Consider the following 10,709-nt stretch of genomic DNA (forward strand, 5'->3'; position numbering starts at 1 on the left):
CGGCCGGCCCCGGCCACGGCAGAAAGGCGGACCCATGCGCCGTACGACGCCCATCGCTCTCGCGGCGGCAGCGCTGCTGCTCACCGCCTGCGGCTCCCAGAGCGGCAGCGGGGACTCGGGCAGCAACGACAACGTGTCGCCGTCCGCCTCCACGCGCTCGCCGAACCCGACCGCCGGGGCATGCGCGAGCCGGCTGGAGCTGACGGCCGCCGACAACGGCCGTACCGTCTGCCTGGTCAAGGGCGGGGAGCTGCGGCTCACCCTGGACGGCACCAAGGAGCGCCCCTGGAAGCCGGTCAGCCTGACCGGCACGGCCCTGGAGGCGATCAACGCGGGCCTCGTCCTCCTGCCGGGCGACGCCTCGGCCGCCTACCGGGCGGTGGCGGCCGGAAAGGCCGAACTGACCTCGTCCCGCCCGCTGTGCAACCAGCCCCCCGCGCCCGGCCAGGTGTCCTGCAAGGGCATCCAGGCGTGGAAGGTGACCGTCACCGTCCGCTGACGCCGTCCGCCGACAGCCGTCGGCTCAGCCCGCCAGGTGCCGTACCTGGTCCCACAGGACCGGGTCGACCACGCCCACCCGGCGCCGGAAGTCGCCCACCGGCACCTCGCGCAGCTCATCGGTCTCCAGGAAGCTGGGCCGGCCGTGGGCGTCGCCGACCGCGCCCGGCGGCAGCGGGATCACCCCGGCGCGCTCGTCGTGGTACTTGGTGGTGATCTTCGCGACCGTGGCCCGGTCGCCGTGCACGGTCAGCACGAGACAGGGCCGGTCCTTGACCCCGGTCCTGTCCTCCTCATAGGGCACTTCGGCCCACCAGATGTCGCCCGGGCTCGGCCGCGCGCCGGGCGCCCGCCGTCCGCCGGGCCGTCCGGGCGGACGCAGTCGACGACCGCCGGGCCGCCGCCCGCGGCCCCAGCCGTCGACGAGCGTGGCGACCAGCGCGAGCAGCACCACCGCCGCGAGCGCCAGCCACCAGGACGTGTCCATAGCCACGACGTTACCGGCGCGCGCCGAGCATCGCGCGCCTTCTTGCACGCCCTATCCGCCACGGGTCCAGCCGAACCGGTGACAGCACAGGTGAGTTCGCCCACAACGGCCCCTGGCAGGGAAGCGACCCGCCCTTTCGCGCCTTACTCTCGACGGACCGCACGACGCCCGCGCCCCCACGTGTCCGCGACCCTTTCTTCACCGCTCTTCCGCTCCCGCCCACCGTTTTCCCGCCAACGGAGGTTTCTGCTTCATGAAGCTCACCGTCGTCGGCTGCTCGGGGTCGTTCCCGTCCGCGGAATCGGCCTGTTCGAGCTACCTCGTCGAGGCCGACGGCTTCCGGCTGCTCCTCGACATGGGCAACGGCGCCCTCGGCGAGCTGCAGCGCCACTGCGGTCTCTACGACCTCGACGCGATCTTCCTCAGCCATCTGCACGCCGACCACTGCATCGACATGCTCGGGTACTTCGTCGCGCGCTACTACCGCCACGAAGGCGGGCGCTGCGACCCGATCCCGGTCTACGGCCCCGAGGGCACCGAACACCGGCTGACCACGGCCTACGCCGACACGCCCTCCGCGTCCTCGATGAGCGAGGTCTTCGACTTCCACACGGTCAAGCCGTCCACGTTCGAGATCGGCCCCTTCACGGTGCACACCGAGCGGGTCAGCCACCCCGTGGAGGCGTACGGCATCCGGATCGAGCACGGCGGGCGCTCGCTGACGTACTCCGGCGACACGGGCGTCACCGAGACGCTGGACACGCTGGCCCGGGACACCGACCTGTTCCTGTGCGAGGCCGCGTTCACGTACGGCAAGGAGAACATCCCGGACCTGCACCTCAACGGCCGCGAGGCGGGCGAGACGGCCGCCCGCGCGGGCGCGCGGCGCCTGGTCCTCACCCATGTCCCGCCGTGGACCGACCCGCAGGTCAACCTCGCGGACGCCCGCGCGGTCTACGCCGGCCCGGTGGAACTGGCCGTACCGCGCAAGACGTACGAGATCTGACGCATCCGGCCCTGTGCGCGCGAAAGGCCCCGGAACCCTGCCGGTTCCGGGGCCTTCGTCATGCCGTCGCGGCACTCACGCCTTGGTGAGGTCCTCGACCTCCTCCTCGGGCTCGCGGCCCGGGGTCTTCAGGTCGAACCTGAGGATCGCGAAGCGGAAGAGCCCGTAGTAGATCGCCGCGAACACCAGGCCGATCGGGATGATCAGCCAGGGCTTGGTCGCGAGGTTCCAGTTCAGGACGTAGTCGATCGCGCCGGCCGAGAAGTTGAAGCCCGCGTGGACGCCCAGGCCCCAGGTGACCGCCATCGACACGGCCGTCAGGACCGCGTGGATCACGTACAGCACCGGGGCGATGAACATGAAGGAGAACTCGATCGGCTCGGTCACACCGGTGACGAACGAGGTCAGCGCGAGCGAGATCATCATGCCGAGGACGGCCTTGCGGCGCTCGGGGCGGGCGCAGTGGGCGATGGCGAGGGCGGCGGCCGGCAGACCGAACATCATGATCGGGAAGAAGCCGGACATGAACATACCGGCGCTCGGGTCGCCGTGCAGGAAACGGCCGTAGTCACCGGTGAAGACCTCGCCGGCCGCGTTCTTGTAGGTGCCGAGCTGGAACCACGCCACGGTGTTCACGAACTGGTGCATGCCGATCGGGATCAGACCGCGGTTGACCAGACCGAAGAGGGCGGCGCCGATGGAGCCGAGGCCCGTCATCCACTCGCCGAAGTGCGTGATGCCCTTGCCGATCGGCTCCCAGACCAGGCTGAAGAAGACGCCGACGAGCGTGCCGACGAAGGCCATCAGGATCGGCACCAGACGGCGGCCGTTGAAGAAGCCGAGCCAGTCCACCAGCTTGGTGCGGTGGAAGCGCTGCCACATCACGGCGGCGAGCAGACCCATGATGATGCCGCCGAGGACACCCGGGTCGTTGTACGTCGCCGCGACGATCTTGCCCTTCTCTATGTGCTCCTCGGTCACCGGGAAGGCCTGGATGACCTTGCTGTAGACGAGGAAGCCGACGAGGGCCGCGAGCGCGGTGGAGCCGTCCGCCTTCTTGGCGAAGCCGATGGCCACGCCTATGCAGAACAGGATGGGCAGGGCGCCGGTGATGGCACCGCCGGCCGCGTTGAACACGGTCGCGACCTTGTCCCAGCCGAGGCCGTCCTTGCCGAAGATGTCGTCCTGGCCCAGCCGGACCATGATGCCCGCCGCCGGCAGCACGGCGATCGGGAGCTGCAGGCTGCGGCCGACCTTCTGCAGACCCTGGAACAGGCCGGATCCCCGCTTCTTCGCGGGGGCCGCCGTTGCGGTGGCGGTGGTCATAGGTCCTCCATCGGGGGTGGTCTACACCACTCAGTGGTGTAGACCTGTTGTACACGATGAAGGGCGGATAAGGAACCACGAAATCCGCTACGAAAGGGCTACGCGCAGTGGCTCAGACCTTCGTGACGTCCTCGACCTCGTCCTCCGGCTCCCGGCCCGGTGTCTTCAGGTCGAACTTCGTGATCGCGAAGCGGAAGACGGCGTAATAGACGGCCGCGAAGCCGAGACCGATCGGGATGATCGCCCAGGGTCTGGTCGCCAGGTTCCAGTTGATGACGTAGTCGATGAGGCCCGCCGAGAAGCTGAAGCCGTCGTGCACCCCGAACGCCCAGGTCACCGCCATCGACACCCCGGTCAGCAGCGCGTGGACGGCGTAGAGCAGGGGTGCGATGAACAGGAAGGAGTACTCGATCGGCTCGGTGATGCCCGTGACGAACGAGGTCAGCGCCACCGAGAGCATCATGCCGCCGACCTCTTTGCGGCGGCTCGGCCTGGCGCAGTGCGCGATCGCCAGTGCCGCCGCCGGCAGGGCGAACATCATGATCGGGAAGAAGCCCGAGGTGAACTGGCCCGCGTGCGGGTCGCCCGCGAGGAACATGTTGATGTCGCCGTGCACCACCTTGCCGTCCGGCTTGGTGTAGCTGCCGAACTGGAACCAGATGGGCACGTTCAGGAACTGGTGCAGGCCCACGACGAGCAGCGCGCGGTTCGCGACACCGAAGACGCCCGCACCCCACGAGCCCGCGTCCCGCAGCCACTTGCCGAAGCTCTCCAGGCCGTCGCCGACCGGCGGCCAGATCCACAGGCACAGCGCCGCGAAGGCGATGGCGACGAACGCCATGATGATCGGCACCAGGCGGCGCCCGTTGAAGAAGCCGAGCCAGTCGACCAGCCGGGTGCGGTGGTAGCGCGCCCAGAAGAAGGCCGCCAGCAGGCCCATGACGATGCCGCCGAACACCCCCGGGTTCTGGAAGGTGAAGGGAGTCACCGTGCCGCCGCCCGCACCGACGCCGACCTGGCAGCCGACGTCCGGGACCGCCTTCGAGCCGCCGGGGCAGGGCACGGGGAACTGGTGCAGCACGTTGTAGTAGACGAGGAAGCCCGCCACCGCCGCGAGCGCCGTCGAGCCGTCCGCCTTCTTCGCCATCCCGATCGCCACGCCCACGCAGAACAGCAGGGGAAGGCCGAGGGAGCCGTCGAGCAGGGCGCCGCCCGCGCCGCCCATCACCTTCGAGACGTCGGTCCAGCCGAGCCCCTTGGCGCCGAACACGTCCGGCTGGCCCAGCCGGTTGAGGATGCCCGCGGCCGGGAGCACCGCGATCGGGAGCTGGAGACTGCGGCCCATCTTCTGCATGCCCTGGAAGAGCCGGTGCCAGCGTTCCCGTACCGGACTGACCGTGCTCTCGGCGCTGTTGGCGCTCATCGACGTCCTCCCGGGCCGCTCGACTCGGACGCGGTTTGGCGACCGTCCCCCGGGTGGTGTAGACCAGTTGGCGGACGGTTCCGCTGTCGTGATCGCCATCATTCGGCACGTACGGTATGACCGCTCGCAAAGTTGGGCCAACTGTGGGTTACTGCGTCAAATCGGTTCGGATCAGGGAATTCAGGGAGACGGAACATGGCCACCAAGGCTGAGAAGATCGTCGCCGCGCTCGGCGGGCTCGACAACATCGAGGAGATCGAGGGCTGCATCACCCGGCTCCGCACCGAGGTGGTCGACGCCTCACTGGTCGACGAGGCCGCCCTGAAGGCCGCCGGCGCCCACGGCGTCGTCAAGATGGGCACCGCCATCCAGGTCGTCATCGGCACCGACGCCGACCCGATCGCCGGGGAGATCGAAGACATGATGTGAGACCACGGGGCCCGCACCGGCCCTGTGATGCACGGTGATTCACCGTGATTCACCTATAAGGGGCTCTTCCCGCCGGGGGAGGAGCCCCTTCCGTTACTCCGGATAGGCTCGGCGGCATGTCTCGCATCGACGGCCGTACCCCTGAACAACTGCGCCCGATCACCATCGAGCGCGGATGGAGCAAGCACGCCGAGGGCTCCGTCCTCGTCTCCTTCGGCGACACCAAGGTCTTCTGCACCGCCTCCGTCACCGAAGGAGTCCCGCGCTGGCGCAAGGGCAGCGGCGAGGGCTGGGTCACCGCGGAGTACGCCATGCTGCCCCGCGCCACGAACACCCGAGGCGACCGGGAGTCCGTCAAGGGCAAGATCGGCGGCCGTACCCACGAGATCTCCCGCCTCATCGGCCGCTCCCTGCGCGCCGTCATCGACTACAAGGCGCTCGGCGAGAACACCATCGTCCTCGACTGCGACGTCCTCCAGGCGGACGGCGGCACGCGCACCGCGGCGATCACCGGCGCCTACGTGGCCCTGGCCGACGCCGTCACCTGGGCCCGCGGCCGGAAGCTGATCAAGGCCGGCCGCCAGCCGCTCACCGGAACCGTCTCCGCCGTCTCCGTCGGCATCGTCGGCGGCGTCCCGCTGCTCGACCTCTGCTACGAGGAGGACGTGCGCGCCGAGACCGACATGAACGTCGTCTGCACCGGCGACGGCCGCTTCGTCGAGGTCCAGGGCACCGCCGAGGCCGAGCCCTTCGCCCGCGAGGAGCTGAACGCCCTGCTCGACCTCGCCGTCAGCGGCTGCGCCGAGCTGACCACGATCCAGAAGGCCGCGCTGGCCGACGCGCTCGAGAAGTAACGCGCAAAGTAAAGGGCGCGCCAAAACCCGGGGTCCGGCAGGGCAACCCCCGCACCCTCCCCGGCGTCCCTACGATTACGGGCGCACGGATCACCGCCGTGCGCCCGGTCAGCCGTATCCAGGGGAGGGAACACCACCATGGCCGCCAGCCGACGCCGAGGCCGTCTCACCGCAGTCGCCGCCGTCGTAGCGACCGCCGCGCTCACCGCAGGCCTCACCACCGGCTGTGACGCCGTGAACAAGGCCCTGGACTGCGTGCAGACCGCGGACTCGATAGCCGACAGCGTCACCGACCTCCAGCAGGCCGTGGAGAACGCGGCGAACGACCCCACCCAGGCGGACGCCTCCCTCGACTCCATCGAGAAGAACCTGAAGAAGATCGGCGACAAGACGGACGACACCGACGTCAACAAGGCGGTGGACGACCTCAACAAGGCCGTGGACAACGTCCGTACGGCCATCAAGAACGGCGACCGCACCCCCGACGTCAGCCCCGTCACCGACGCGGCTGGCGAACTGACGAAGGTGTGCACGCCGTAACGACGGCAGGGCCGGGGGAGTGCCGGCTCAGTACTCCCCGTGCCGGCGCCGGTCCCGCAGCTCCTTGCGGGACTCCCGGCGCTCCAGCTTCTCCTGCCGGCGCTGCTCCTTCAGCCGCTGCCGCTCGGCCCGGGTGATCCTGCGCTCCACGCCGACCCCGCCCCAGAAGGCGAACCCGCTGATCACCACGCGCGGCGCGCCGGGCTCGGGCGGGCCGTCGTCCTCGGGGTGCTGGAAGCCGCCCATCACACCGATGCCGCGCACGACGACCTCGACCCCCGGCGGCACGATCACCTGCATCCCGCCCATGATCGCCACACAGTTGATCTCGACCTCATGGTCCGCGAAATTCGCCTCCCTGAGGTCGATCTCGCCACCGCCCCAGAACGCGAAGCAGCTGAACCGCTTCGGCATCGTCCAGCGGCCCTTGCGCTCGAACCCCGACAGGATGGCGACCGCCCACGTGGACGACCCCTCGCCGCCCACGATCCGGCCCGCCCAACTCCCGCTCTCCACCGGAGCCTTGATGAACGAGACCGGCGGCGCCGCCGCCCCGGCGGCCGGCAGATCCCGGGTCAGCGGCGTCAGCTCGGCATACGTACGGGCCTTGTAGGCCGCCTCCAGCCGCTCCTCGAACTCCTCCATGTCGAGCCGCCCTCCGGCAAGGGCGTCCCGCAGGACCTCGGCGACCCGCTCACGGTCGGCGTCGGACGCCCGGAGATCCGGGAGGTCCGGGACAGCGTCTTCCGTCATGAGGGCAGCCTAGGCCCTGCCTAGACCGCCTTGTCCACATACATCTTGGCGATGACCGCCTCGATGTCCGGCTCCCGCACCGACAGGTCCACCAGCGGATACTCGGCCGCGATGTACGCCACCAGCGGCGCCGCCGACTGCCCCGCCGGGAACGCCAGCCACTGCCGCGGCCCCTCCACCCGCACCACCCGGCCCACCGGCGCCTCGATCGGCGGCAACTCCCGCTCCAGGTCCACCACCAGCGTCCGCTCGCCCTCCCCGGCCTCGTGCAGCCCCGCGAGCGGACCGTCGTACATCAGCCGCCCGTGGTCGATCACCATCACCCGCGAGCACAGCTGCTCGATGTCCTGGAGGTCGTGCGTGGTCAGCAGCACGGTCGTGCCGCGCTCGGCGTTCAACTCCTTCAGGAAACCCCGCACTTTCGACTTGGAGACCACGTCCAGGCCGATCGTCGGCTCGTCCAGGTACAGCACCTCCGGATCGTGCAGCAGCGCCGCCGCGATGTCCCCGCGCATCCGCTGCCCCAGCGACAGCTGCCGCACCGGCACGTCCAACAGGCCGCCCAGCTCCAGCAGTTCGACACACCGGTCCAGGTTCTCCCGGTAACGGGCGTCCGGGATGCGGTACATGCGATGCGCCAGCCGGTACGAGTCGATCAGCGGCAGATCCCACCACAGCGTGGTCCGCTGCCCGAACACCACCCCGATCCGGTGCGCCAGCCGCCGCCGCTCCCGCGACGGATCGATCCCCGCCACCCGCAGCCGGCCCCCGCTCGGCGTCAGGATGCCGGTCAGCATCTTGATCGTGGTCGACTTCCCGGCGCCGTTCGGCCCGATGTACCCGACCATCTCCCCCCGCGCCACACCGAAGGAGAGCGAGTCCACCGCCCGCACCTGCCGCCGCTCCCGCTTGAGGAACCCCGTTTTCTTGCGTACCTCGAAGACCTTCTCGACCCGGTCGAGGTGAATGAAGTCATCCTCCACCGCACTCCCCACCGCACTGACGTCACTGTCCGGCACCGCGCTAACTCCCTGTGCTCCGATACGAACGAAGTCCCGCCCGCCACGCCAGCCCCGCCAGCGCACAGCACCCCACCGCCACCAGCGGCGACGCCCACGCCACCCACCCCGGCAGGCCCAGCGGAAGGGGCCGCCCCAGCACGAAGGCCGCGGGCAGCCAGTTGACGAAGGCCAGCGGCACCACGAAGGTCACCCCGCGCACCAGCTCCCGCCCGAACACCGTCGGCGGATACTGCAACAGCGTCGTGCCGCCGTAGGTGAACGCGTTCTGCACCTCCGACGCGTCCTGCGCCACGAACTGGAACGCCGCGCCCGCCACGAACACCGCGCAGAAGATCCCGCAGCCGCTCACCACCATCACCGGCATCAGCAGCAGCTTCGCCGCCGTCCAGTCGATGTCCACCCGGCTCAGCGACCAGCCCAGCACCAGCGACCCCTGCGTCACCCGGCCCAGCCTGCGCAGCGCGAACCGGTCGGCCGCCACCTGCGCCAGCACCGGCGCCGGACGCACCAGCAGCGTGTCCAGCGTGCCGTCCCGCACCCGCCGCCCCAGCCGGTCCATCGACCCGATCACCAGATCGGCCAGCCCGAAGGACACGGCCGACAGCCCGTACAGGAACGCCACCTCGGCGAGCGCATAGCCGCCCAGCGCGTCCACCCGCGAGAACATCAGCATGATCGCGACGAAGTCGAGAAAGGTCGCCGCGAAGTTCCCGAACGCCGTCATCACGAAGGACGCGCGATAGGCCATCGTGGACCGCACCCACATCCCCGCGATCAGCCGGTACGCCCGAAGACCCTCCCGCACCCGGCCGCTCTCCCACACCCGGCTGTCCTCAGCCACCCTGGACCACCACCCGCCGCGTCGCCACCGACTGCACCAGCCGCCCGGCCCCCAGCAGCACCACCGCCCACACCCCCTGGAACACGTACGTGCCCCACGGATCCGCGTGCCCCAGCAGGATGTCCGCCGGCGCCTGCAGCAGCGACGACCACGGCAGCGCCCGTACGACCTCCCCGAGCGCGCCCGGGAACACGTTCAGCGGCAGCAGCATCCCCGAACAGAAGAACCCGGCGAGCCACGCCATCTGCGTCACCCCCGTGCCGTCCAGCAGCCAGAACGCGCTCAGCGCCACCAGGAACCGGATCCCGAAGCCGACCAGCATCGCCAGCAGCACGGCCACGAGGAACGCCACCCAGGTGCCGACGGCGGTCGGCAAATACACCGGGAAGAACAGCGCACCGAAGACGAACGGCACCAGCCCCCGCCCCAGCAGCTGGAAGAACGCCCGGCCCACATCGGCGGCCAGCCACCACAGCTGAAGATCGGCCGGCCGGTACAGGTCGATCGCCACGTCCCCCGTACGGATGCGTTCCATCAACTCGTCCTCGACGCCCCCGCCGCCGATCGCGAGCGTCGACAGGAACGCCTGACCCAGCCACACATAGGTCACGGCCTGCGCCTGGTCGTACCCGCCCAGGTGCGGTCGCACGTCCCACAGCGCCTGGTACGTATAGACGAGGATCAGCCCGAAGACCGTGTTGGTGAACACCCCTGCCGCAGTGGCGGCCCGATAGGTCGCGTACCGTCTGAATCCCCCCGTCGCGACGGCCGCGTACAACCGTCCCGCACCCACGCCAGTCGACCTCCTCGAGACCGCTCGACACCGAAGCGCAGGAGCCTAGTCCGAGGCCCGGCGACCGGCCACGCATTTTCTGCGGAAGCGTGCCCGGATCCGGGAACGGAACGCCAGGTGCGAGAGTCTTCAAACTGGGGGCGCAGAAGGCGTACGAGGCGTACGGGAACGACGTACGACGAAACAGGAGTCCGTGCACGACATGAGCGACGAGCCGCAGCCGCAGCAGGCTGAAGGGCCCGAAAACCCCGAGGGCCGTGACAGAACGGCCACCGAGAGGAACCTGGGGAGCGAGGGGAGCACGGAGAAGAAGCAGACGGGCGAGCCCGGGGGTGTCGGCGGGTCGAGGGGCGCCCGGGAGCCGGGAAGCGCCGGGAGCGCCGGGGAGCCCGGTAGCGCTCGGGAGCTGGGGAACGCCGGTGCGCCCGGAGCTGTGCGGGAGTCGCGGAGTGCCGGAAAGCCGGCGGGTGCCGGGGAACTGAGGGGCGCCGCGAAGGCCGCCCCAGGGACTCCGGAAGCCACGCACGCCAAGGACAGCGGGGCCGCCCCCGCGGGTCCGCCGCGTCAGGACCAGACCATGTCCATGGCCCGGGCTCGCCGAGCTGCCCAGGCGGCCCGCAGGGAGCAGCCCGGCCGACAGGCCGACGGCCGGGGCGACACGGGAGCCGGTACGGGAACTGGCGCGGCCGGGGAGACTCCGGCTGCGGGTGGGTCCGCGGCTTCCCGGGAGGTCCGGG

The 10,709-nt window shown here is 70.3% G+C and carries 12 protein-coding genes; 5 read left to right on the forward strand and 7 right to left on the reverse strand.

All coding sequences use genetic code 11. The annotated features are described in order from the left end of the window. Nucleotides 1–34: 34 nt before the first annotated feature. Entirely contained in the window at nucleotides 35–499 is a 465-nt protein-coding gene (locus tag ACWD3E_RS00540) for a hypothetical protein (protein WP_451385344.1), read from the forward strand. Between the two features lie 24 nt (nucleotides 500–523). Here ACWD3E_RS00540 and ACWD3E_RS00545 read toward each other — a convergent pair whose 3' ends face one another. Continuing rightward, nucleotides 524–985 carry a type II toxin-antitoxin system PemK/MazF family toxin gene (locus ACWD3E_RS00545; protein WP_451385345.1) on the reverse strand — a complete coding sequence of 154 codons (462 nt, stop codon included), beginning with the start codon at nucleotides 983–985 and terminating at the stop codon, nucleotides 524–526. Nucleotides 986–1,238: 253 nt separating this feature from the next. On the opposite strand from ACWD3E_RS00545, the gene ACWD3E_RS00550 reads away from it, so the two are divergent. Further along, nucleotides 1,239–1,991 carry an MBL fold metallo-hydrolase gene (locus ACWD3E_RS00550; RefSeq protein ID WP_451385346.1) on the forward strand — a complete coding sequence of 251 codons (753 nt, stop codon included), beginning with the start codon at nucleotides 1,239–1,241 and terminating at the stop codon, nucleotides 1,989–1,991. A gap of 75 nt (nucleotides 1,992–2,066) precedes the next feature. Here the strand turns inward: ACWD3E_RS00550 and ACWD3E_RS00555 are convergent, their stop codons facing one another. Then, entirely contained in the window at nucleotides 2,067–3,317 is a 1,251-nt protein-coding gene (locus tag ACWD3E_RS00555) for a PTS transporter subunit EIIC (protein WP_451385347.1), read from the reverse strand. A gap of 112 nt (nucleotides 3,318–3,429) precedes the next feature. Continuing rightward, nucleotides 3,430–4,740, reverse strand: a complete 1,311-nt coding sequence (locus ACWD3E_RS00560; protein ID WP_451385348.1) for a PTS transporter subunit EIIC — start codon at nucleotides 4,738–4,740, stop codon at nucleotides 3,430–3,432. 195 nt (nucleotides 4,741–4,935) lie between these two features. On the opposite strand from ACWD3E_RS00560, the gene ACWD3E_RS00565 reads away from it, so the two are divergent. From ACWD3E_RS00565 to ACWD3E_RS00575, 3 genes are all read left to right on the forward strand, one after another. Further along, nucleotides 4,936–5,169 carry a glucose PTS transporter subunit EIIB gene (locus ACWD3E_RS00565; RefSeq protein WP_451350313.1) on the forward strand — a complete coding sequence of 78 codons (234 nt, stop codon included), beginning with the start codon at nucleotides 4,936–4,938 and terminating at the stop codon, nucleotides 5,167–5,169. Nucleotides 5,170–5,285: 116 nt separating this feature from the next. Then, on the forward strand, nucleotides 5,286–6,023 hold the full coding sequence (gene rph / locus ACWD3E_RS00570; protein WP_451385349.1) for a ribonuclease PH: 738 nt from the start codon (nucleotides 5,286–5,288) through the stop codon (nucleotides 6,021–6,023). Between the two features lie 138 nt (nucleotides 6,024–6,161). Next, the gene (locus ACWD3E_RS00575) at nucleotides 6,162–6,563 is read left to right on the forward strand and encodes a hypothetical protein (protein ID WP_451385350.1); all 402 of its coding nucleotides are present in this window, start codon (nucleotides 6,162–6,164) and stop codon (nucleotides 6,561–6,563) included. A 27-nt stretch (nucleotides 6,564–6,590) separates the two neighbouring features. Here ACWD3E_RS00575 and ACWD3E_RS00580 read toward each other — a convergent pair whose 3' ends face one another. From ACWD3E_RS00580 to ACWD3E_RS00595, 4 genes are read right to left on the reverse strand one after another with little or no spacing between them, the layout of a single operon-like run. After that, on the reverse strand, nucleotides 6,591–7,316 hold the full coding sequence (locus tag ACWD3E_RS00580) for a DUF1707 SHOCT-like domain-containing protein (RefSeq protein WP_451385351.1): 726 nt from the start codon (nucleotides 7,314–7,316) through the stop codon (nucleotides 6,591–6,593). A gap of 20 nt (nucleotides 7,317–7,336) precedes the next feature. Then, nucleotides 7,337–8,335 (reverse strand): ABC transporter ATP-binding protein, encoded by a 999-nt coding sequence (locus ACWD3E_RS00585; RefSeq protein ID WP_451385352.1) that lies wholly within the window; start codon nucleotides 8,333–8,335, stop codon nucleotides 7,337–7,339. A 4-nt stretch (nucleotides 8,336–8,339) separates the two neighbouring features. Further along, nucleotides 8,340–9,179, reverse strand: a complete 840-nt coding sequence (locus ACWD3E_RS00590) for an ABC transporter permease (RefSeq protein WP_451385353.1) — start codon at nucleotides 9,177–9,179, stop codon at nucleotides 8,340–8,342. Further along, nucleotides 9,172–9,972: an ABC transporter permease gene (locus ACWD3E_RS00595; RefSeq protein WP_451385354.1), complete on the reverse strand. Its 801-nt coding sequence runs from the start codon at nucleotides 9,970–9,972 to the stop codon at nucleotides 9,172–9,174. The genes ACWD3E_RS00590 and ACWD3E_RS00595 overlap by 8 nt, the downstream gene beginning before the upstream one ends. Between the last annotated feature and the right edge of the window lie 737 nt (nucleotides 9,973–10,709).

This window comes from Streptomyces sp. NPDC002676, from assembly GCF_053592455.1.

Coding starts and splice junctions, on each gene's coding strand:
- ACWD3E_RS00540 (WP_451385344.1), top strand. CDS start 35: ATGCGCCGTACGACGCCCATCGCTCTCGCGGCGGCAGCGCTGCTGCTC.
- ACWD3E_RS00545 (WP_451385345.1), bottom strand. CDS start 985: ATGGACACGTCCTGGTGGCTGGCGCTCGCGGCGGTGGTGCTGCTCGCG.
- ACWD3E_RS00550 (WP_451385346.1), top strand. CDS start 1,239: ATGAAGCTCACCGTCGTCGGCTGCTCGGGGTCGTTCCCGTCCGCGGAA.
- ACWD3E_RS00555 (WP_451385347.1), bottom strand. CDS start 3,317: ATGACCACCGCCACCGCAACGGCGGCCCCCGCGAAGAAGCGGGGATCC.
- ACWD3E_RS00560 (WP_451385348.1), bottom strand. CDS start 4,740: ATGAGCGCCAACAGCGCCGAGAGCACGGTCAGTCCGGTACGGGAACGC.
- ACWD3E_RS00565 (WP_451350313.1), top strand. CDS start 4,936: ATGGCCACCAAGGCTGAGAAGATCGTCGCCGCGCTCGGCGGGCTCGAC.
- rph (WP_451385349.1), top strand. CDS start 5,286: ATGTCTCGCATCGACGGCCGTACCCCTGAACAACTGCGCCCGATCACC.
- ACWD3E_RS00575 (WP_451385350.1), top strand. CDS start 6,162: ATGGCCGCCAGCCGACGCCGAGGCCGTCTCACCGCAGTCGCCGCCGTC.
- ACWD3E_RS00580 (WP_451385351.1), bottom strand. CDS start 7,316: ATGACGGAAGACGCTGTCCCGGACCTCCCGGATCTCCGGGCGTCCGAC.